Origin of the sequence: Nitrospirillum goiasense, from assembly GCF_034427435.1 — a bacterium.
Lineage (GTDB): Bacteria > Pseudomonadota > Alphaproteobacteria > Azospirillales > Azospirillaceae > Nitrospirillum.
This window is the reverse complement of sequence record NZ_JAXQNP010000003.1, coordinates 391,578-413,173: the sequence shown is the minus strand read 5'-3', so window position 1 is coordinate 413,173 and position 21,596 is coordinate 391,578. Positions and strand designations below refer to the sequence as shown.

Sequence of the window (21,596 nt, the reverse complement as noted above, 5' to 3'; positions counted from 1 at the left end):
GCAGCGGACTGGAAAGCGAGGAAGGCAAGCCGGCGGATGCCGGCGCCCGCCGCCTGAGGTCGCGCCTAAGCCGCCAGGCCGTAGCGCTTCAGCAGCGCGTCGTTCTGCGGTTCCCGGCCCCGGAAGGCGATGTAGCTGTCCAGCGCCGGGCGGGAGGAGCCCACGGCCAGGACCTGGGTGCGGAAGGCCTCGCCAGCCGCCGTCCTGTCGCCTTCCAGGAACTTGCCGAAGCCGTCCAGCGACAGCCGCTCCGCCCACAAATAGCTGTAATAGCCGGCCGCGTATCCGCCCGCGAAGATGTGGGTGAAGGCGTGGGCGAAGCGGTGCCATTCCGGCGGGGTCAGCACCGCCACCTCCGCCCGCACCCGTTCCAGCAGGGCCTGGATGCCCGCGGCGTCGGTGATGCCGGCGTCCAGGTGCATCTGCAGGTCGAACAGGGCGAACTCCACCTGGCGCAGCAGGGCCAGCGCCGCCTGGAAGCGCTGGGCCCCCAGCATGGCGTCGAACAGGTCGTCGGGCAGGGGCTCGCCCGTGTCGACATGGCCGGACATGGACCGCAGCACCTGCCGGTCCCAGGCGAAGTTCTCCAGCAACTGGCTGGGCAGTTCCACCGCGTCCCACTCGAACCCGGTGACACCGCTGATGGAGGGATAGTCGACCTCGCTCAGCACGTGGTGCAGGCAGTGCCCCATCTCATGCAGCAGGGTCAGCACGTCGCCATGGCTCAGCAGGCTGGGCTTGCCGCCGGCCGGCGGGGCGAAGTTGCAGTTGAGGTAGGCGACGGGCAGTTGCGTCCCGTCCTGGCCCCGCAGGCGGGCGCGGCACACCGCCATCCACGCTCCGCCCTTCTTGCCGGTGCGGGCGTACAGGTCCATGTACAGCCCGGCGAAGGGCACACCATCGCGCGACAAGGTGTAGTAACGCGCGTCCGGGTGCCAGACCGGCGCCGGCTGTTCCGCCAGCGTGATGCCGAAGACATCGCGCAGCAGGCTCAGCAAGCCGTCCAGCACGCGGGGCAGGGGGAAGTAGGCCTTGACCTTCTGGTCATCGACGTTGTGCAGGGCCTGGCGCAGCTTCTCCGCGACATAGCCGTTGTCCCAGGGCTCCAGCGTCGTGATGCCCAGGGTGTCACGGGCGAAGGCCTCCAACTGCGCCTTGTCGGCCAGCGCCGGCTGGCGGGCGCGGCGGGCCAGGTCGCGCAGGAAGTCCACGACCTCGGCGCCCGTGCGCGCCATCTTGGTGGCCAGCGACAGGTCCACCGGGTCCTTGAAGCCCAAGAGCGCCGCCGCCTCGCGCCGCAGGGCCAGGATGGCGCCCATGCGCTCGCTGTTGTCCAGGGTCTCCGGCCCGTTTTTCTGATCCAGAGGCCCCTGATCCGACGCCCGCGTGCCATAGGCGCGGTAGACGCGGGCGCGCAGGTCGCGGTTGTCGGCGTAGGTCAGGATGGCGCGGACCGAGGGCTGGTGCAGGGTGACGGCCCAGCCATCGAGGTTGCGCGCCGCCGCCAGGCTGGCCAGCATGGCCTTGTCCCCCGCCGGCACACCGGCCAGCAGGGCCTCGTCCGTGATGTGTTCCACCCAGGCCTCGGTCGCGTCCAGCACGGCGCTGCTGTAGGCGGTCTGCAGCCGGCCCAGTTCCACCTGCAGGGCGGCGAACCGTTCCCGCTCCGCCGGGGGCAGGGCGACGCCGCCCAGCTTGAAGTTGCGCAGGCTGAGGTCCACCAGGCGCCGCTCCGTCGGGCCCAGGGCCGACTGGTCCACGGCGGCGTAAGCGGCATAAAGCTCCGGGTTCTGCGCGACGGCGGAGGAATAGCCGATCAGCCGTTCCAGGGCGGCGGCGTGGGCGGCGCGCAGTTCCGGCGTGTCGGCCACGCTGTGCAGATGGCTGACGGTGGCCCACAGGTCGGACAGCTCCGCCTCCGCCTGTTCCATGGCGCGGCAGACGGCGTCGAAGCCGCGGTCGTCGCCCGTGACGATGGCCTGGACCACGGCGTCATGCCGGGCGATGGCGGCCTCCAGCGCCGGGGCCACATGCTCCGGCTTCACCGCGTCGAAGGCGGGCAGGCTGCCGGGGACCAGCAGCGGGTTGTCGGTGGCGGCTTCCGGGGCGGTGCGGGCGATGGTCATGGATGCGCTCAAGTCCTTGATCTAAGACGGCGGATGTCGGAACCAGAATCCCATATGGGATGCCGCCCGCGCAATTGGGAGAGGGGGCACCCACGCGCCGCGCCGGTCCCGCTGCCCCGGTCGGGCTACCCACGACGCGCCTGTTAACGGGCTGGTTACGGGAATGGTGGAAAATACATCGGGAAAACGGCATTTTTCCGACTGACCCTCCTGGACGCCATGCGCCCGGATTGTCGGCGAGGGTTCGGGGCTGGAGGCGGATTTGGTGGAGCAGGGTAACGCGGCTGGCCGGTTTGACGACCGGTCCGGCGCATGACGACGGGGTCCGACATCCCCGCGCCGATGACCGCTGGGCACCGCATTCTGCTGGTCGAGGATTTGCCCACCCAGGCCCTGCGCCTGCAAATGACCCTGGAAGGCCAGGGCTGGTCCGTCACCGTTTGCGGTGACGCCGAAAGCGCGCTGGACCATCTGGGCCGGGAAATGCCGGACCTGGCGCTGGTCGACTACCACCTGCCCCGCATGAACGGGGACGAGTTCGTCCGCCGGGTCCGCCTGGATTTGCGCACCCGCGGCCTGTCGGTGCTGATGCTGACCGACAGCCACGCCGCGGACCGGGAGCGCCAGGGCTATGACAGCGGCGCCGACGCCTATGTGCCCAAGTCCGCCGACATCGACATCCTGCTGAGCCGGGTCGCGGCCCTGCTGCGCAAGACCACGGCTGGGGCGGTGGCCGGCCTGGCCCCGGTGGCGATGCGTCGCAGCCGCCTGCTGGTGGTGGACGACAGCCCGACCTACCTGTTCTTCATCACCGCCCAGCTTCAGGAGGATGGGCACGAGGTGGTGGGCGTGTCCGGCGGGCGCGAGGCCTTGGAGCGCATCGAGCGCGAGAGGTTCGACTGCATCGTCGTCGATCTGGTCATGCCGGAGATGAGCGGCACGGAATTGTGCCAGCACCTGGACCGGATGCGCCGCCAGCATGACCGGCTGTTCCAGATCATCATCCTGACGTCCCGCGACAACAAGGAAGACATGATGCGCGGGCTGGAGGCCGGCGCCGATGATTTCGTGGGCAAGGCCAGCGAAAGCGAAATCCTGAAGGCCCGTATCCGCGCCCTGCTGCGCCGCAAGTTCCTGCATGAGGAAAACCTGCGCATCACCAGCGAATTCCGCGACAAGGAGATGGAGCTGGAGCGGACGCGAGACGAACGCCGCATCGCCCAGGAGCGCGCCGCCATGGCCGAGGCGCTGGAGCGGTCGCACGCGGAACTGGAAGAGGCCTATCGCGAACTGCAGGACACACAGTCGCAACTAGTGCAGGCAGCCAAGATGGCCTCCCTCGGTGCGCTGGTGGCCGGCATCGCGCATGAGCTGAACAACCCCCTGGCCTTTGTCGGCAACCATCTGGGCACCATCGCCCGCTGCCTGGAAAACATCACGCCGGAAATCCAGGGGCATCTGTCGGAAAAGGGCGGACGCGACCTGGATAAGATGCGGCAGCGGCTGGCCGCCACCCGTCTGGGCATCGACAGGGTCGAGGATCTGGTGGTGAAGCTGCGCACCTTCTCCCGCCTGGATGAGGCGGAGGTGAAGGAGGTGGAGATTGAGGACAGCCTGGAATCGGTGCTGACCCTGTTGCAGCACAAGCTGTCGGAACGGATCGTGGTGGAGCGCAAATACGCGGGTCCCAAGCGCATCACCTGCCAGCCGGGGCCCCTGAACCAGGTGCTGATGAACGTCGTGGGCAATGCCATCGACGCCATCGACGGGGCCGGGACCATCACGCTGGAAACGGGCCGGAATGGCCCAATGTTCCGCCTGTCCGTGCGCGACACCGGCCACGGCATCCCCGCCGCCATCCGCGACCGCATCTGCGAGCCCTTCTTCACCACCAAGCCGGTGGGTTCCGGGACTGGCCTCGGCCTTTCCATTTCCTATAGCATCATCCAGCGCCATCGCGGGCGCTTGGAATTCCATAGTGAAGAAGGACAGGGTACCGAGGTGGTGATCGAGATCCCCCTGGACGGGACATCGGCGGCCGGGGCATCGGCGGCCGGGGCATCGGCGGCCGGGGCATCGGCGGCCGGGGCATCGGCGGACGGGGTGTCGGCGGACGCCGCGCTAGGGAGTGCATGATGAACGGCCAGCAGCTTCCCACCGTCATGGTGGTCGATGATGAGCCGGAGGTGTTGATGGCGGTGGCCGACGCGCTGGAGGACGAATTCAATGTCCTGACCAGCACGTCGCCGCTGACGGCGCGCGCCATGCTGGAGAATGAGGACATCGCGCCGGTGGTCATCATTTCCGACCAGCGCATGCCGGGTGTGGCGGGGCATGAGTTTCTGCGCTGGGCACGCGAACTGTCGGATGCGACCCGGGTGCTGATCACCGGCTACACCGACATCGACGCCCTGGGGGCGGCCGTCAATGCCGGCCAGATTTTCGGCTACCTGCCCAAGCCCTGGACGCCCGAGCGCTTGCGCCGCCTAATCCGCGAGGCGGCGGAGCACTGCGCCGTGCGCCGCGCCCTGGCGGAGGAACGGCGCTTGCTGTCCCATCTGATGGACAGCGTGCCGGACGCCATCTCCTTCAAGGACAGGAACCTGCGGTACTTGCGGGGCAACCGGGCCCACGCCCAGGCCCTGGGGCTGGGCGACCCCGGGGATCTGATCGGCCGCACGGACGCGGAGATGGGTGTCGCGGACGCCGCCACCCGCGAGGCGGCGGACCGGGCGGCGTTGGAGGCCGGTATCATCGTCGCGGAGGCGCCCCATGACGCCGCGGGCCAGCGCTGGCATTCCGTCGTGCGCTCCACCTTCAAGAATGGCGAGGGGGCGACGGAAGGCCTGGTCACTATCGCCCGCGACATCACCGCCGCCAAGGAGGCGGAGCGGGCGTTGAGCGAGGCGCACGCGACCCTGGAACGCCGCGTGGCGGAACGGACGGAGGATCTGGCGGCCACCGCCCGCGACCTGCTGGCCGCGCGCAAGGCCGCCGACCTCGCCAACGAGGCCAAGTCCCGCTACCTGGCGACCGTGGCCCATGAACTGCGCACCCCTCTGACGGGGGTTATCGGGTTTTCCGAACTGCTGTTGCGCGGCGGGGTCAGCCCGGGGGAATGGCACCGCCTGCTGACCTTGCAGGCGGAGGCCGGGCGCACCCTGCTGGGCTTGCTGGACGATATCCTGGATCTGTCCAAGATCGAGGCCGGCCGGCTGACGCTGGAGAGCCTGCCACTGGATTTCCGCGCCCTGGTGGAGGATTGCGCGGCCCTGGTGCAACCCTCAGCCATGGGCAAGGGCTTGGCGTTCCGCGCCTCGGTGGCCGCCGCCGTGCCGGCCAGGATCATGGGCGATCCCACCCGCCTGCGGCAGGTCGTCCTTAACCTGCTGACCAACGCGGTGAAGTTCACCGCCACCGGCGGCATCGACCTGGTGGCGGAAATCCTGCCCGGCAGCCAAGGCCCGGGGGGCGGTCCTCGTCCTTGCGCGTATCCGTGACCGATACCGGCATCGGCATCCCGGCGGAACGGCTATCCGGCCTGTTCGAGGAATTCAGCCAGGTGGATGAGACGACGGCCCGCCGTTTCGGCGGTACCGGCCTGGGCCTCGCCATCTGCCGCCGCCTGGTGGAGCATATGGACGGCCGCATCGGGGTGGACAGCACGCCCGGCCAGGGGAGCCGCTTCTGGTTCGAGCTGCCGCTCATCCTGCCGGCGGCGGAGCCTGTCGCCCCGGAGGCCCCGGAGACGGCTGGGCCACCACCCCGGCCGGCGGCGGGCCGGCGCATCCTGCTGGTGGAGGATGACCGCTCCACCCAGGTTCTGGTGTCCACCGTCCTGCGCAGCGCCGGCCATGAGGTGGAGATCGTGGACGATGGCGCCGCCGCCGTGCGGGCGGTGGACACGGGCACCTATGATCTGGTGTTCATGGACATGCACATGCCCCGCATGGGCGGGCTGGAAGCCATAACCCTTATCCGGGCGCTTCCCCGCGCGCCGGACCGCCCCCTGCCGCCGCTGGTGGTGCTGACCGCCGGTGTCTCGGATGAGGAGCGGGAGCGGTGCCGCGCCGCGGGCCTGGACGCCTTCCTCAGCAAGCCCGTGGATCTGGAGCAATTGTTGAAGGCGGCGGCCACCGTCGGTCTTTCGCCCGAGGATGAGGCCGCCGAGGGGGCCGGTAAAGGGGATGCCCATGGCTGATCCGGGCCAGACTTCCGGCGCCCTGCTGCTGCGGTTCGATTTGGCGGGCCAAGCCTACGGCCTGCCGTTGGCCATGGTCGAGCGGGCGGTGCGCGCCGTGGCGGTGACGCCCCTGCCGGGCGCGCCGGGTCTGGTGCGCGGCGTCATCAATCTTCAGGGACAGGTGGTGCCGGTCATGGATGTCCGCCGCCGCTTCGGCCTGGACTCCCGCCCCCTGTCGCTCAGCGACCACATGATCGTGGCGCGCGGGCCCTACCGCACCGTCGTCTTGCTGGTGGACAGCGTTGTGGGCACGGTGGCCGCGGCTCCCATCGATTGGGTGTCGGCCCAGGGCCTGGTGCCCGGCACGGACGACGCCATCGTCGGCGTGGTGCGGCTGTCCGATGGCCTGCTGCTGATCCATGACCTCGACCGCTTCCTGTCGGCGGCGGAAGAGGAGCAGTTGTCGGCCGCGCTGGCTGGCGTGACGCGGCCGGGCACGGAGGAAACAGGGGGGGCGGATGCATCGCACCCTGCCTGATACCCTGCTCTCCGCCATGTCCGACCGGTTGAGCGCCAGCATCGGCCTGTACTTCCCGGCCGACCGCTGGATGGATATGGAGCGCGGCCTGGAACGGGCGGCGGTGGAGCTGGGCTATCCCGACACCCTGGCGGCCGTGCGGGACTGGCTGTCGGCGGGCCCCCTGGACCGGACGCAGCTGGAGGCGCTGGCCGGCCAGCTGACGGTGGGGGAAACCTATTTTTTCCGTGAGCCCAGAAGTTTCGACGCGCTGCGCCAGACCATCCTGCCCGACCTCATCGCGCAGCGTCGGGCGGCCGGCACGCTGACCCTCAGGATATGGAGTGCCGCCTGCTGCACTGGGGAGGAGGCGTACAGCCTGGCCATGCTGCTGGACACGCTGTTGCCCGACCGGCCGGCCTGGACCATCACGTTGCTGGCCACCGACGTGAACCCGCGCTTCCTGCGCCGCGCGGCCGAGGGCACGTACGGCGAATGGTCGTTCCGGGGTGTCGAGCCGGCGCTGCGCAGCCGCTATTTCACCGCGTTGCCAGGGGGGCGCCACCGTATCAGCCCCGACATCGCCCGCATGGTGACCTTCGCCTACCACAACCTGATGGACGACCCCTACCCGGCGCTGGAAAGCAACACCAACGCCATGGACGTCATCCTGTGCCGCAACGTCCTGATGTATTTCAACGCGGATCAGGCGGGCCGCGTGGTGCGGCGCCTGTCGCACGCCCTGGTGGACAATGGCTGGCTTTTGCCCAGCTCCGTCGATGGGGCGCCCACCCTGTTCGCCCCCCTGACCTTCGTGCCGTTTGACGGGGCGACGATCTATCGCAAGGTGACCGTGCCGGAATCCGCGCCGCCGCCGGTCCCCCGCCACTCCCCACCGGCGCCCCCGCCCATGGATACGCCATCCCTGCCACCGGCCGTATCCGTCAAGCCGCCGGTTCCGACCTTGGCCCACTCTTTGGCCCACTCCTTGGCCCATTGCCGCGCGCTGTATGATCTGGGCCGGTACGGCGACGCCGTTGAGGGACTGGAGGCGCGGCTGGCCGCGGCGCCGGCGGATGAGGCGGCCATGCTGCTGCTGGCGCGGTGCTACGCCAACCAGGGCCGCTTGGCGGAGGCCGCGCATTGGTGCCAGGGCGTGCTGAACCATAACCGCGTCAGCGCGGAAGCCCACCACCTGCTGGCCATGATCCAGCAGGAGCGGGGGGACGCCGCCGCCGCGGTCCTGTCGCTGCAGCGCGCCCTGTTCCTGGCGCCCCAGTCCATCGCCACGCATCTGGCCATGGCCAACCTGGCGCGCAGCCAGGGCCGCACCCGCGACGCCCGCAAGCATTACCGGAACATCCTGGGGCTTTTGCAGGACCACCGCCCGGATGACATCCTGCCGGAGCTTGAAGGCATGACCGTGGGGCGGCTGATGGATGTCGCCGCGCACGCCCATGCGGCGCTGGGCGGCGACCCGGCGGGGGAGTTCTAAGGGATGGCCATGAGCCGGGGTATGGGGAGCCAGGGTAGCGGTGAGCGGAGCATGGACTGGGACAGCGCCCACCGCCGGCTGGCCGCTTGGGCGGCGACTCTGGAACGCGGCTGGGTCCCGGATGAGGAGACGACGCGGCGCATCCTGCACCGGCGTGGGCTGGAGTTGGCCAAGCCGCCCGCGCTGGCCGACGATGGCGACGTCCTGGAACTGATGGAATTCACGGTGGGGACGGAGCGCTACGCCTTCGAAACCGCGACCGTGGCGGAGGTGATGGCGCTGAATGGCTTGACCGCCGTGCCCAAGGCGCCGCCCTTCATCGCCGGCCTGACCACCGTGCGCGGCCAGGTGCTGCCCCTGGTCGATCTCGGCCGCCTGCTGGGCCTGGCGCCGGTGGCGCCGGCGGAGTTGCGGCGGGTGGTGGTGCTGGGCCAGGCGCAGGCGCCCGGCCAGTCCGCCGGCGGGCTGGGATTGCTGGTCACCGCCATCGTCGGCGTTTCCCGGGTGCCGCGTGCCCAGGTGCAGGCGCCGCCGGCGGTGCTGGCCGGACGCCAACGCCATTACCTCGCCGGCGTCGTTCCCCCGCACCTGGCCCTGCTGGACGCCCGGCGTCTGGCGGCCGATCCCGACCTGATCGTCGACGGCCGCCCGGCCGCCCGGTCGGGCTGAGCCCCATGCGGTCAAGCACGCGCCCAGTCACCCCCAAGCCCATCCCAAAACCACGATCCACGCACAGCCCCTCGGGAGCGCCGGTCATGAAGTATTCTGTCGGAATGAAAATCTGGATCTGCTTGTGCAGCGTCCTGTTCATTCTTCTCGTGGTGGCTGCCACCTCCTACGGCAACATTCGTCAGTTGACGGAAACCACCTCGCTCCGCTCCCATTCCTATGAAGTGCAGGCCCGCCTGCTCAGCCTGCTGACCGCCGTCCAGGACATGGAGACGGGGCAGCGCGGCTATCTCGTCACGGGGGAGGAACGCTATCTGGAACCCTATCGCCAGGGCATGAACACCCTGGAACAGGTGTTGCAGACGGTGACGACGCTGACCCAGGACAACCCGGTGCAGCAGCAGAACCTGGAGCGTTTGCGCGCACCCCTGAAGGACAAGGTGACGGAGCTGAAGGAAACCATCGACCTACGCCGCCTGCAGGGCTTTGACGCGGCGAAGGCGTTGGTGCTGACGGACCGCGGCAAGCAGTCGATGGACGACATCCGCCGCATCGTCGCCACCATGCAGGCGGGGGAGGGCGAATTGCTGCGCGCGCGGGAGACGGCGGCGGCGGCCAGTGCGGAAAGCACCGTCCTGGTCATCGCCGGGGGCACGCTGCTGGCGGCGGTGTTCGTGGTGGTGGCCGGGCTGTTCCTGGGCCGCAACATCGCCACGCCGCTGCGCGCCATCACCACGACGGCGGAGCGCATCGGCGCGGGCGACCTGACGGTGGCCGGCACCATCGAGGTCAGCGACCGGGGCGATGAGGTGGGCAGCCTGGGCCGAACCTTCCACGCCATGGCCGGCAACCTGCGCCAGCTGATGCGCGACCTGCGCGAAGGCACCACCGTGCTGGGCACGGCCAGCAGCCAGATCGTGACCATCACCGCCCAGGTGGCCGCCAGCGCCGCCGAGACCGCCACCGCCCTGGCGCAGACCAGCGCCACCATGGAGGAGGTCAAGAAGACCTCCCAGGTGTCCAGCGAGAAGGCGCTGTACGTCTCGCAGACGGCGCAGAGCACGGCCCAGATCTCCCAGAACGGCAAGCAGGCGGTGGAACAGTCCATCGACGGCATCACCAAGGTGCGTGAGCAGATCATGGCCATCGCCGAGGCGGTGATGCAGCTGAGCGAGCAGAGCCAGGCCATCGGCGAGATCGTGGCGACGGTCAACGACCTGGCCGAGCAGTCCAACCTGCTGGCCGTCAACGCCGCCATCGAGGCCGCCCGCGCGGGCGAGCAGGGCAAGGGCTTCGTCGTGGTGGCGCAGGAGGTGCGCAGCCTGGCCGAACAGTCCAAGCAGGCCACCACCCAGGTGCGCTCCATCCTGGGGGACATTCAGAAGGCCACCGCCACGGCGGTGCTGGCGGCCGAGCAGGGCAGCAAGGCGGTGGATGCCGGCGTGAAGCAGTCGGTGGCGGCGGGCGAGGCCATCGACCGCCTGGCCCAGAGCATCGCCGTGGCGACCCAGGCGGCCACCCAGATCGCCGCGTCCAACCAGCAGCAGCAGGTGGGCATCGACCAGGTGGCGCTGGCCATGGAGAACATCAAGCAGGCCAGCATGCAGAACATGAACGCCACCAAGCAGGCGGAGACCGCCGCCCATAACCTGAATGAGCTGGGGCATAAGCTGAAAACCGTCACCGGCCAGTACCAGGCCTGAGGACCGGCGGATGAGCCAGTCGGACGATCAGCTCCTGAAAAGGTTGCTGGCCATGTTCGAGGTGGAGGCGGAGGAGCACCTCTCCGCCATCGCCGCCGGACTGCTGGCCCTGGAGCAGGCGCCGCCGCGCGACCGCGCGCAGGAGCTGGTGGAGACCACCTTTCGGGAGGTGCACACCCTCAAGGGGGCCGCCCGCGCCGTGAACCTGGGCGCGGTGGTGGCCGTCTGCCACGCCATGGAAAGCGTCTTCGCGGCCTTGAAGGGCGGGCGGCTGGCGCTGACGCCGGCCGGCCTGGATCTGCTGCACCAGGGCTATGCCCGGGTGCGGGGCCTGCTGGATGGCAGCCTCGTCGCCGGTCCGGACCAGGATGTGCTGGTGGCGGCCCTGGACGCCTATGCCGAGGGGCATAAATCGGCAGCGGCGGCGCCGGTGCCGGCCCCGCCGGACACTCCCTCCGCCGCCACACCGGTTTTGGCGCGGGCACCGGAAACGCCGGAGCCCGAGGCGGCGGCCCCGGAGGGCCCCCGCGTCGGCAGCCGCCCCACGCTGCGTATCGCCACGTCCAAGGTGGACGCCCTGCTGCGCCATGCGGAGGAGCTGGTGTCCGCCCGGCTGGCCGCCGGCCGCCAGGTCGCGGAACTGGGGGGACTGGCGTCGGAGGTGGCGGAGCGCGTCCGTTCCCACGAGCGGGCCCGCCGCCGCTTGGTGGAGGAGGGGGAGGACAGCCCCACCGTCCGCCTGCTGAAGCAGCAGGGCGACACGCTGCGCTGGCTGTCCGGACGCATCGCCCAGTTGGCGAACGCCGGCCGCCAGGACGTGCGCATCTTGGGCAAGATGCTGGACGGCCTGTTGGACGAGGCCAAGCAGGTGCTGATGGTGCCGGTGTCGGTGCTGCTGGACCCCATGGCGCCGTTGGTTCGCGACCTGGCCCGCGCCGAGGGCAAGGATGTGGATTTGATCATCCGGGGCGGGGACCTGGAAATCGACCGCCGCATCCAGGAGGAGATGAAGGACGCGCTGCTGCACCTGGTGCGCAACGCCGTCGCCCATGGCATCGAGACGCCGGAGCGGCGGGAGGGTCTCGGCAAATCGGCCCGGGGCACCCTCGCCATCACCGTGGCCCAGACGGAGGGGGGAAGGGCCGAGATCGCCATCGCCGATGACGGCGGCGGCTTCGACGTGGCGGGCCTGCGCCTGGCGGCGGCGGAGCAGGGGTTGATGACGCCGGAGGCCGCGGCCGCGCTGGACGACGACGCGGCCCGCGCCCTGGCCTTCCATTCCGGCCTGTCCACCAGCGGCCTGCTGACCGACGTGGCCGGCCGGGGGCTGGGCCTGGCCATCGTGCAGGAGAAGGTGGAACGGCTGGGCGGCAGCCTGGCGGTGGAATCGACCCCGGGCCTGGGCACCGTCTTCCGCATCCGCCTGCCCGTCACCCTGGCCAGCTTCCGTGGCGTGCTGGTGGAGGTGGAGGGCGCCTGTTTCATCCTGCCGACCGGCGGCGTGGAACGGGTGGCCCGTATCGCCCAGGGCGCCATCGCCACCGTCGAGAACCGCGAGACGGTGGTGTTGAACGGGCGCACGCTGGGCCTGGTGCGGCTGGCGGACGTGTTGGGCCTGTCGCCCGCGCGTACCGTCCAGGCGCCGCCCAGCCACCACACCGTGGCGGTGCTCAGCCGGGGTGGCCAGGCCACCGCCTTCATCGTCGACCGCGTGCGCGATGAGCAGGAGGTGCTGATGAAGGGCCTGGGGCCGCAGTTGGCCCGCGCCCCCTACGTCACCGGCGCCAGCGTCCTGGCGACGGGCGAGGTGGCGCTGATCCTGAACGTCGCCGATCTTCTGGCCGGGGCGGCCCAGGCGCCGGCCACCCCACGCTCGGCGGTGACCGTGTCGCGCAAAAAGTCCATATTGATTGCGGAAGACAGCATTACTGCACGCACGCTATTCAAGAACCTGCTGGAAGCGGCGGGGTACCAGGTGCGCACCGCCGTGGACGGCGTTGACGCCTGGGCGGTCCTGACCGGCGGGGAGGAGTTCGACCTGCTGGTGTCGGATGTGGAAATGCCGCGCATGGGCGGGTTCGAGCTGACCGCCAAGGTGCGCGGCACCGCCAAGCTGGCGGAATTACCGGTGGTGTTGATCACCTCGCTGGGCTCACGCGAGGACAAGGAACGGGGGATCGATGCCGGCGCCAACGCCTACCTGGTCAAGGACAGTTTCGACCAGGGCAACCTGCTGCAAATCGTCAGCCATTTGGTTTAAGGAAAGTCTCTAATGATCCGGGTTGTCGTCGCCGAAGACTCACCCACGCTGCGTGAATATCTGGTCGCCATCCTGTCGGCTGAACCCGATATCGAGGTGGTGGCCACCGCCGTCGACGGCCTCCAGGCGGTGGAGGCCGTGGCCCGCCATCGTCCCGACGTGGTGACGATGGACATCCACATGCCGCGCCTGGGCGGCCTCGCCGCGACCCGGCGCATCATGGAGGAAACGCCCTGTCCCATCGTGGTGGTCAGCAGCACCATGAGCGACCAGGTGGCTGCCACCTTCCGCGCCCTGGACGCCGGTGCCGTGGCCTTTGTCCACCGGCCGGTGGGGCTGGGGCATCCCCGCCAGGCCATTGAAGCGGCGGAGCTGGCGCAGACCGTGCGCCTGATGGCCGAGGTCAAGGTGGTGCGGCGCTGGGCCAACCCGGCCAAGCTGCCCCGTCCGCCCGTGGCCCGCCCCATGCCGGAGGCCAGCCTGCCCGGTGGCGTTCGGCCCGCCGTCATCGCCATTGGCGCCTCGACCGGCGGCCCGGTGGCCTTGCAGGCCATCCTGGCGGGGCTGCCGGCGGACTTCCCCATTCCCCTGATGGCGGTCCAGCACATCTCCCCCGGCTTCGTCGGCGGTTTCGCCGAGTGGCTGGCGGGGGGCTCCGCCCTGCCGGTGCAGATCGCCAAGGCGGGGGAGGTGCCGCGTCCCGGCCATTTCTACCTGGCGCCCGACAATGCCCACATGGGCTTGGGCGGCGATGGCGCCATCACCCTGGACCACGGCCCGCCTGAGAACAGCGCCCGGCCGGCGGTGTCGCACTTCTTCCGCTCCGTCGCCCGGGTGCATGGGGCCCGTGCCGTGGGGGTGCTGCTGTCCGGCATGGGCGTGGACGGGGCGGTGGAACTGCGTGAGATGCGCGACGCCGGCGCGGTCACCTTCGCGCAGGACAAGGAAAGCAGCATCGTCCACGGCATGCCCGGGGCCGCCATCGCCCTGGGCGGCGCCACGGCCGTGCTGAAGCCGTCCGATATCGCCGCGCGCCTGGTCACGCTCGTCCGCAAGGGGGAAGAGCGCTAGGCCTGCTGCCGCGCCCGGAAGGCGCCGGGCGCCAGTCCCGTCCATTTGCGGAAGGCCCGGTGGAAGGCGCTGGTCTCGGCGAAGCCCAGGCGGGCGGCCAGGTCGGGGATGGCCTCCGTCCCCGCCGTCAGCGCCGCTTCGGCGGCGCGGCGGCGCAGGTCATCCTTGATGGCCTGGAAGGGCCGCCCCTCCTGCCGCAGCCCCCGGCGCAGCGTGGCGGGGGAGCAGCGCAGGGTGCGTGCCACGGTGTCGAAATCCGGCCAGGCCGTGGGGGGCTGGCGATCCAGCAATTGGGCGACGCGGCGGGCGTAACTGTCCGGGTTGCGATAGCGCACCAGGAAATTCTCCGGCGCGCGGTTCAGGAAGGTGACCGCCGTGCGTGCGTCCTGCGCCACCGGCAGGGCCAGCAGGGCGGCGTCGAACCATAGGCGGGCGGCGGCCTGGTCGAAGCGCAAGGTGGAACTGTACAGCACGCGGTATTCCTCGGCATGCGGCGGCGCCGGATGGGCGAAATCGGCGGCACTGATGGGGATGCGCCGGCGCACCAGCCAGCAGGCCAGGCCGTGCAGATAGGTCATCAGCGTCTCTTGCGCGAACAAGGCCAAGGGCGTGCCGGGTGCGGCGGGGCTGATCTCCAGGCAAGCCAGGCGGCCCTGGCGGCGGAGGCCCAGCCGGATGCCGTCGAACACGCTGTTGTATCCCCGGCAGGTCAGGTCCAACGCCCGGCCCAGGTCCCGGCCGCCCAAGGCCAGCAGGCAGATGATGGAAAAGGTGCCGATCTTCATGCGGCGGGCGTCCAGGCCGAAGAATTCGTCATCCATTACCTGGGCCAGCAGGCGCAGCAGCGTGCCGTAGGTGCTCACCGGCACGCGGGCGCCGGCGGGCATACCGTCCAACCCGGCCTTGCGCTGTAAGGGCGTGGCGTCCAGGCCCCGCATGGTGGCGCAGGCCAAGGCCGCCTCCACGAAATAGGGGGCGACGCTGTTCTTGTCCTGAAGGATGCTGCCCACGTGCCGCCGCTCCGACCAGGATTGACAAAAACGATCACCGGATTTGATCCGGTTGGTCATTCCGGATTGGATCGATCATGTCTAGTGTGGCGGCGGCTGGCAAGCCGGCCCCAAGAATGTGGAGGAAACGTCCCCATGCTAATCACCGAGGAACAGGCTATGGTGCGCGACATGGCGCGCGCCTTCGCCCGGGAGCGGTTGGCCCCCGGCGCGGCGGAGCGTGACCGCACCAGCGCCTTTCCGGCCGATGAGATCAAGGCCATGGGCGAGCTGGGCCTGATGGGCATGCTGGTGCCCGAGGAATGGGGCGGGGCCGGCACCGACATCCTGTCCTATGTCCTGGCGATCGAGGAGATCGCGGCCGGTGACGGCGCCATCTCCACCATCATGAGCGTGCACAACTCCGTCGGCTGCGCCCCGATCCTGAAGTTCGGCAGCCCGGCCCAGAAGGACCGCTATCTGCGCGCCATGGCCAGCGGCCGGATGCTGGGCGCCTTCTGCCTGACGGAGCCTCAGGCGGGTTCCGACGCGTCGGCGCTCAAGGCCCGCGCCGTGCGGGATGGCGATCATTGGGTCATCAATGGCGCCAAGCAGTTCATCACCAACGGCCAGAACGCCGGCGTGGCCCTGGTTTTCGCCGTCACCGATCCTGCCGCCGGCAAGAAGGGCATCTCCGCCTTCCTGGTCCCGACCGACACGCCGGGCTATACCGTGGCGCGGCTGGAGCACAAGCTGGGCCAGCGCTGCAGCGACACGGCGCAGATCGTGTTCGATGATGTCCGGGTGCCGGCCGATGCCATGCTGGGTGAGCCGGGGCAGGGCTATCGCATCGCCCTGGCCAACCTGGAAGGCGGGCGCATCGGCATCGCAGCACAAGCGGTGGGCATGGCCCAGGCGGCGTTCGAGGCGGCGCGGGACTACGCGCGCGGCCGCACCAGCATGGGTGTCGCCATCATCGAGCATCAGGCCGTGGCGTTCCGCCTGGCGGACATGGCCACCCGTATCGAGGCGGCGCGGCAGCTGGTGCTGCATGCTGCCAGCCTTCGCCAGGCGGGCCAGCCCTGCCTGAAAGAGGCGTCGATGGCCAAGCTGTTCGCGTCGGAAATGGCGGAGCGTGTGTGCTCCGACGCCATTCAGACCCTGGGCGGCTATGGCTATGTCGAGGATTTCCCGGTGGAGCGCATCTATCGCGATGTGCGCGTCTGCCAGATTTACGAGGGCACCAGCGACATCCAGAAGCTGGTGATTTCCCGCAACCTCTAAAGGATCGGTAAGCGATGAAAGTACTGGTCGCGGTCAAGCGGGTCGTTGACTACAACGTGAAGGTCCGTGTGAAGGCGGACGGCACGGGTGTGGAGACGGCCAACGTCAAGATGTCGATGAACCCGTTCGACGAGATCGCGGTTGAGGAGGCTGTGCGCCTGAAAGAGGCGGGCAAGGCCACCGAGATCGTGGTGGTGAGCGTGGGCCCGACACAGGCGCAAGAGACGCTGCGCACGGCGCTGGCCATGGGGGCCGATCGCGCCATCCTGGTGCAGACGGACGCGGAGACGCAGTCGCTGGGCGTGGCCAAGGCGCTGAAGGCGCTGGCCGAGAAGGAGCAGCCCGGCCTGGTGATCCTGGGCAAGCAGGCCATCGACGACGACGCCAACCAGACCGGCCAGATGCTGGCCGCACTGCTGGGCTGGGCCCAGGGCACCTTCGCCAGCAAGGTGGTGCCGGCCGAAGGTACGGTTGCCGTGACGCGGGAGATCGACGGCGGGCTGGAGACGGTGGAGCTGAAGCTGCCGGCGGTGGTGACCACCGACCTGCGCCTGAACGAGCCGCGCTACGCCTCGCTGCCCAACATCATGAAGGCGAAGAAGAAGCCGCTGGAGACGGTGGACCCGGCCAGCCTGGGCGTGGACCTGACGCCGCGCCTGAAGACGCTGAAGGTGGCGGAGCCGGCGAAGCGCGCCGGCGGCGTCAAGGTGGGCTCCGTCGAGGAGCTGGTGGCCAAGCTGAAGACCGAAGCGCGGGTGATCTGACCATGACGACTCTTGTGATTGCCGAACCCTCGACGGAAGGTTTGAAGGCCCCGACGCTGACCACCCTGGGGGCGGCCGCCAAGCTGGGCGGCGACGTCCATGTGCTGGTGCTGGGCCAGGGTGTGGGCGCTGTCGCTGACGCCACCGCCCAGGTCGCCGGTGTGGCCAAGGTGCTGACGGCGGACGCCGCCGAGCTGGCGCACGGCCTGGCGGAGAACGTGGCCCCGCTGGTGGTGGGCCTGGTGAAGAGCGGCGGCTACAGCCACGTCTTCGCCCCCTCCACCACCTTCGGCAAGAACGTGGCGCCGCGCGTGGCGGCCCTGCTGGACGTGGCGCAGATCAGCGACATCACCGGGGTGGAGGGTGCGGACACCTTCACCCGTCCCATCTACGCCGGCAACGCCATCGCCACCGTGCAGTCGTCCGACCCGGTGAAGGTGGCGACGGTGCGCGGCACGGCGTTCGAGGCGGTGGCGGCCACGGGCGGCAGCGCGTCGGTTGAGGCCGTGGCGGGCGCGGCGGACGCCGGCCTGTCCAAATTCGTGAGCCAGGAAGTGTCGAAGTCGGAGCGGCCGGAGCTGACCAGCGCCCGCGTCATCGTCTCGGGCGGGCGCGGCATGCAGTCGGGCGACAACTTCCCCCTGCTGGAGGCCCTGGCCGACAAGCTGGGGGCGGCGGTGGGCGCCAGCCGCGCGGCCGTGGACGCCGGCTTCGTGCCCAACGACTACCAGGTCGGGCAGACAGGCAAGATCGTGGCGCCGGAGCTGTACATCGCCGTGGGCATCTCGGGCGCCATCCAGCACCTGGCCGGCATGAAGGACAGCAAGGTCATCGTGGCCATCAACAAGGACGAGGAGGCGCCCATCTTCCAGGTCGCCGACTACGGCCTGGTCGCCGACCTGTTCAAGGCCGTGCCGGAATTGACCGGCCAGCTCTGAAGGATTTTCCAGGAATAACACCGTGGCCTGGCCGGGCGCTCGTGAGGGCGTCCGGCCAATTTTTTATTCCGCCGCGTGGTGCAGCACCTGCACAGCCGACAGGTCCACGCTTTGGTGGGCGCGGGCCAGATTGTGCGTGGTTTGCAGGTTTAACCAAAACTGCGCCGTGGTGCCCAGCGCCTTGGCCAGGCGCAGGGCGGTATCGGCCGTCACCTCCGTCTGTTCGGTTGCCACCCGCTCAATACGGGTGCGCGGTACGCCGCAGGCTTTGGCGATTTTACCCGCCGTCAGGCCCAGGGGCTCCATGAATTCCTCCCGCAGGACTTCGCCGGGATGGACGGGGCGCATGGCGATCAGGGCATCGAGGGTCATGGGGCCGCTCCGTTCAATGGTAGTCGACGATCTCAACGTCATGAGCATCTTGGCCTTCCCAGCGAAAGCACACACGCCACTGATCGTTGATCCGGATGGAATGCTGGCCTTCGCGGTCTCCCGACAGCTTTTCCAAGCGATTGCCGGGCGGAATGCGTAGATCGTCCACAGTGGTTGCCGCGTGAAGGATAGCCAATTTCCGCTGCGCCGCGTGCACCAAGTCCGCTGGGAAGCCTTTGGTCAGGGTGCCGGTGAGCACCGCCTGACTGATCTTCCCCTTGGTGCTTTTAATCATTGCGACCGCTTACCCACCAATGCCATTTATGTATCACGATAAGATACGGGCAACAAGAGGATTCGGTATCATATTACGATACGACGTGCCCCGCCGCCCTCAGCAGGGACAGGGTACGACCCAGGTTCTCCGCCTTGACCATGAGATGGTCGGTGTTGAAGGTGGAGGTGACGAAGATGCCGATGCCATCCTCCGACAGCGGGCGGATGACCGACAGCAGGATGCCGGCCTGATCGAAGGCGAAGGGGCCGACGAAGGTCAGGCAGACCCAGTCGCCGTCGGCCCTCACGTCCTGCGGCACCCGCTCTTGCTGGCAGATCAGCGACAGTTCCTCATCATCCCGGGCCAGGGCGGTGAAGCCCTTGCCGTCCCACCAGGCTGGGATGGGGCTGTCGGGCGGAAGCTGCACGATGGCGTAGCGGCCATCCAGGAGCCGCAGGGTGATGCCCATGGGATGCTTTTCCATACAAGGTGGCAGTGGCGCCGATGACGGTGCCACCTTACCGGAAAGTCCCCGCAAAGCATAAGGATGGCGGCGGTCACCCTAGGCCGCCGCCCCACGCCTTATTCCACCGTGTCCACCGGCGTGGCGGCCACCACCACCGGCGCCTCGGCCAGCAGGTCGCCCACCGCTGCGCGGAAGGCGGTGTAGTGCGGGCTGGCGCGGTGGGCCTCGATGGCGGCCTCATCGGCATAGATCTCGAACACATGGAAGCGGACCGGCGTGTCCGTGCCCCGGAACAGGTCGTAACGGCGGTTGCCCGGCTCCGCGCGCGAATGGCCGGTCAGCGTGCGCATCAGCGCCTCCACCTTGTCCACGGCCTCGGGCTTGGGCGTGACGGTGGCGATCAGGGAAATGCTCATTGTTAACTCCTTTTGCGTCCGCCGGCGCCGGGCGCCGGCATCCGCCGGCTGGGCTTCCTCGATTCAAGGGCGGCGTTAGCCGTCCTAAAATCTCCGGCGGACGCGGTCGCGTCCTACGGCGGCATGGGTCATCCCATGCCGCCGTTGTTGGTCAGGCTTCGACGGCGTAGCGCTGCAGCCAGTGGGCGTAGGGGGCGGGCAGCACCCAGGATGGGCGCTCGATGCCCAGCTTCAGGGCGGCGGCGTACGGCCAATGCGGGTTGGCCAGGTGGTTGCGGCCGACCAGGACCTGGTCCAACTGCTGCTCCCGCACCGCGCGGTCGGCGACCTCGGGGTTGGCGAAGCCCCAGGCGGAGGAAACGGGGATGCCGGCCTCCTGACGCACGCGGGCGGCGATGGGTGCCAGGAAGGCGGGCCCCCACGGCACGTTGCCCTTGGGCGTGGAGAAGCCGACGCTGACGCTCAGCAGATCCAGCCCTTCCTGGCGGAAGCGGCGGGTCAGGGCGATGGACTCCGCCATCGTCTCCTCATCCCGGCCGTCATACTCGATGACGCCGAAGCGGGCGGTCAGGGGCAGGTGCTCCGGCCAGACCTGGCGCACGGCGGCCAGCGTTTCCACCAGGAAGCGGCCCCGGTTTTTGGCGCTGCCGCCATAGGCATCGGTGCGCTGGTTGGCGTCGCGGTTGAAGAAGCTCTGCGCCAGATAGCCGTGGGCGAAGTGCAGTTCCAGCCATTCGAAGCCGGCATCGCGGGCGCGCTTGGCGGCGGCCACGAACTCCTCCCGCACCCGGGCGATGTCGTCCAGGGTCATGGCCTTGGGGGTCTTGGGCAGATTGCCGCCGAAGGCGATGGCCGACGGGGCGATGGTGTCCCAGCCGCGCGGATCGCCCTCGGCGATGTGGTCGTCACCCTCCCAGGGGCGGTTGGCGCTGGCCTTGCGGCCGGCATGGCCGATCTGGATGCCGGGCACCGCACCCGCCGCCTTGATGGCGCGGACGACTGGCACGAAGGCCTGGGCCTGGGCGTCGTTCCACAGGCCGGTGCAGGCCGGGGTGATGCGCCCCTCCGGCGCCACGGCGGTGGCCTCCACCACCACCAGGCCGGCGCCGCCCCGGGCCAGGGTGGCATAGTGGCTGAGGTGCCAGTCGTTGGGCAGGCCGTCGGTGGCGCTGTACTGGCACATCGGCGGCACGGCGATGCGGTTGCGCAGGGTGACGTCCTTGATCTTCAGGGGATCGAACAAGGTGGGCATGGGGAAGCTCCGGATGAACGGGAACGGTAGGGGATTAGACGGGGGCGGTCAGCGTCGAAGCGCCGCCAGCAACAACTCGGCCGTCTTTTCGGACGAGGCGGGGTTCTGCCCGGTGATCAACAGGCCGTCCTGGACGGCGTGGGGCTGCCAATCGCCGGTCTTGCTGTACAGGCCGCCCTTGGCCGTCAGCATGTCCTCCACCAGGAAGGGGACGACCTTGGTCAGGCCCACGGCCTCCTCCTCGCTGTTGGTGAAGCCGGTGACCGTGCGGCCCTTCACCAGGGGGGCGCCGTCCACCGCCTTCACGTCGCGCAGCACGCCCGGGGCGTGGCAGACCAGGGCGACCGGCTTGCCCGCCGCGACGGTGGTTTCGATCAGGCGGACGGAGTTGGCGTCGTTCGCCAGGTCCCACAGCGGGCCGTGGCCGCCGGGATAGAACACGGCGTCGAAGCCCTCATGTCCGACCTCGGCCAGGGGCCGGGTGGTGGCCAGGGCCTGCTTCGCCGCGGCGTCCGCCTCGAACCGGCGGGTGGCGTCCGTCTGGAAGCCGGGATCGCTGCTCTTGGGGTCCAGCGGCGGCTGCCCGCCCTGGGGCGAGGCCAGGGTGACGGTCGCCCCGGCGTCCTTGAAGACGTAATAGGGGGCGGCCAGTTCCTCCAGCCAGAAGCCGGTCTTGGCGCCGGTGTCGCCCAGCTGGTCGTGAGAGGTCAGCACCATCAGGATGTTCATGATCCAAGTGTCCTTTCGGTCGGAGGGGTGGAATAGACCAGTCGTCTAGTTGTTTGGGCGCGGAAACGCTGGCGAGGGAGGCCGC

Annotated in this window: 20 protein-coding genes; 12 read left to right on the top strand and 8 right to left on the bottom strand. The window is 69.5% G+C overall.

Annotated features, from left to right (window positions below):
* Positions 1 to 65: 65 nt before the first annotated feature.
* Positions 66 to 2,126, bottom strand: coding sequence for a M3 family metallopeptidase (locus ULB03_RS16185; protein WP_322484165.1), 2,061 nt, complete (start codon positions 2,124 to 2,126; stop codon positions 66 to 68).
* A gap of 312 nt (positions 2,127 to 2,438) precedes the next feature.
* Here ULB03_RS16185 and ULB03_RS16180 point away from each other — a divergent pair, with 312 nt between their 5' ends.
* The 9 genes from ULB03_RS16180 to cheB all read left to right on the top strand — a co-directional run bounded on the left by ULB03_RS16180 (position 2,439) and on the right by cheB (position 14,024).
* Positions 2,439 to 4,262 (top strand): response regulator, encoded by a 1,824-nt coding sequence (locus tag ULB03_RS16180; RefSeq protein ID WP_322484164.1) that lies wholly within the window; start codon positions 2,439 to 2,441, stop codon positions 4,260 to 4,262.
* Positions 4,259 to 5,626 carry a hybrid sensor histidine kinase/response regulator gene (locus tag ULB03_RS16175; protein WP_322484163.1) on the top strand — a complete coding sequence of 456 codons (1,368 nt, stop codon included), beginning with the start codon at positions 4,259 to 4,261 and terminating at the stop codon, positions 5,624 to 5,626. The genes ULB03_RS16180 and ULB03_RS16175 overlap by 4 nt, the downstream gene beginning before the upstream one ends.
* Positions 5,623 to 6,327 (top strand): response regulator, encoded by a 705-nt coding sequence (locus ULB03_RS16170; RefSeq protein WP_322484162.1) that lies wholly within the window; start codon positions 5,623 to 5,625, stop codon positions 6,325 to 6,327. The genes ULB03_RS16175 and ULB03_RS16170 overlap by 4 nt, the downstream gene beginning before the upstream one ends.
* Complete coding sequence (locus ULB03_RS16165; protein WP_322484161.1) at positions 6,320 to 6,847, top strand: chemotaxis protein CheW; 528 nt, start codon at positions 6,320 to 6,322, stop codon at positions 6,845 to 6,847. The genes ULB03_RS16170 and ULB03_RS16165 overlap by 8 nt, the downstream gene beginning before the upstream one ends.
* Positions 6,828 to 8,321, top strand: coding sequence for a CheR family methyltransferase (locus ULB03_RS16160; protein ID WP_322484160.1), 1,494 nt, complete (start codon positions 6,828 to 6,830; stop codon positions 8,319 to 8,321). The genes ULB03_RS16165 and ULB03_RS16160 overlap by 20 nt, the downstream gene beginning before the upstream one ends.
* Before the next feature lie 9 nt (positions 8,322 to 8,330).
* Complete coding sequence (locus ULB03_RS16155) at positions 8,331 to 8,990, top strand: chemotaxis protein CheW (RefSeq protein ID WP_322484159.1); 660 nt, start codon at positions 8,331 to 8,333, stop codon at positions 8,988 to 8,990.
* Positions 8,991 to 9,076: 86 nt separating this feature from the next.
* Positions 9,077 to 10,693, top strand: a complete 1,617-nt coding sequence (locus ULB03_RS16150; protein WP_322484158.1) for a methyl-accepting chemotaxis protein — start codon at positions 9,077 to 9,079, stop codon at positions 10,691 to 10,693.
* 10 nt (positions 10,694 to 10,703) lie between these two features.
* Positions 10,704 to 12,953 carry a hybrid sensor histidine kinase/response regulator gene (locus ULB03_RS16145; RefSeq protein ID WP_322484157.1) on the top strand — a complete coding sequence of 750 codons (2,250 nt, stop codon included), beginning with the start codon at positions 10,704 to 10,706 and terminating at the stop codon, positions 12,951 to 12,953.
* 12 nt (positions 12,954 to 12,965) lie between these two features.
* Entirely contained in the window at positions 12,966 to 14,024 is a 1,059-nt protein-coding gene (gene cheB, locus ULB03_RS16140; RefSeq protein WP_322484156.1) for a chemotaxis-specific protein-glutamate methyltransferase CheB, read from the top strand.
* Here the strand turns inward: cheB and ULB03_RS16135 are convergent.
* Positions 14,021 to 15,034, bottom strand: coding sequence for an AraC family transcriptional regulator (locus ULB03_RS16135; protein WP_322484155.1), 1,014 nt, complete (start codon positions 15,032 to 15,034; stop codon positions 14,021 to 14,023). The two genes, cheB and ULB03_RS16135, sit on opposite strands and share 4 nt — an antisense overlap.
* 135 nt (positions 15,035 to 15,169) lie before the next feature.
* On the opposite strand from ULB03_RS16135, the gene ULB03_RS16130 reads away from it, so the two are divergent.
* Genes ULB03_RS16130 through ULB03_RS16120 form a run of 3 tightly spaced genes read left to right on the top strand, consistent with a single transcriptional unit; the run spans position 15,170 to position 17,999 of the window.
* Entirely contained in the window at positions 15,170 to 16,297 is a 1,128-nt protein-coding gene (locus tag ULB03_RS16130; protein WP_322484154.1) for an acyl-CoA dehydrogenase family protein, read from the top strand.
* Between the two features lie 14 nt (positions 16,298 to 16,311).
* Positions 16,312 to 17,061: an electron transfer flavoprotein subunit beta/FixA family protein gene (locus tag ULB03_RS16125; RefSeq protein WP_322484153.1), complete on the top strand. Its 750-nt coding sequence runs from the start codon at positions 16,312 to 16,314 to the stop codon at positions 17,059 to 17,061.
* Positions 17,062 to 17,063: 2 nt separating this feature from the next.
* On the top strand, positions 17,064 to 17,999 hold the full coding sequence (locus tag ULB03_RS16120; RefSeq protein ID WP_322484152.1) for an electron transfer flavoprotein subunit alpha/FixB family protein: 936 nt from the start codon (positions 17,064 to 17,066) through the stop codon (positions 17,997 to 17,999).
* Positions 18,000 to 18,062: 63 nt separating this feature from the next.
* Here ULB03_RS16120 and ULB03_RS16115 read toward each other — a convergent pair whose 3' ends face one another.
* From ULB03_RS16115 to ULB03_RS16090, 6 genes are all read right to left on the bottom strand, one after another.
* Positions 18,063 to 18,371 (bottom strand): HigA family addiction module antitoxin, encoded by a 309-nt coding sequence (locus ULB03_RS16115; RefSeq protein ID WP_322484151.1) that lies wholly within the window; start codon positions 18,369 to 18,371, stop codon positions 18,063 to 18,065.
* A 13-nt stretch (positions 18,372 to 18,384) separates the two neighbouring features.
* The gene (locus ULB03_RS16110) at positions 18,385 to 18,666 is read right to left on the bottom strand and encodes a type II toxin-antitoxin system RelE/ParE family toxin (RefSeq protein WP_322484150.1); all 282 of its coding nucleotides are present in this window, start codon (positions 18,664 to 18,666) and stop codon (positions 18,385 to 18,387) included.
* Positions 18,667 to 18,739: 73 nt separating this feature from the next.
* Positions 18,740 to 19,117, bottom strand: a complete 378-nt coding sequence (locus ULB03_RS16105; protein ID WP_322484149.1) for an ACT domain-containing protein — start codon at positions 19,115 to 19,117, stop codon at positions 18,740 to 18,742.
* Between the two features lie 113 nt (positions 19,118 to 19,230).
* The gene (locus ULB03_RS16100) at positions 19,231 to 19,530 is read right to left on the bottom strand and encodes a putative quinol monooxygenase (protein WP_322484148.1); all 300 of its coding nucleotides are present in this window, start codon (positions 19,528 to 19,530) and stop codon (positions 19,231 to 19,233) included.
* Between the two features lie 151 nt (positions 19,531 to 19,681).
* Positions 19,682 to 20,782, bottom strand: a complete 1,101-nt coding sequence (locus ULB03_RS16095) for an NADH:flavin oxidoreductase/NADH oxidase (protein WP_322484147.1) — start codon at positions 20,780 to 20,782, stop codon at positions 19,682 to 19,684.
* Positions 20,783 to 20,830: 48 nt separating this feature from the next.
* Positions 20,831 to 21,511, bottom strand: a complete 681-nt coding sequence (locus tag ULB03_RS16090) for a type 1 glutamine amidotransferase domain-containing protein (RefSeq protein WP_322484146.1) — start codon at positions 21,509 to 21,511, stop codon at positions 20,831 to 20,833.
* Between the last annotated feature and the right edge of the window lie 85 nt (positions 21,512 to 21,596).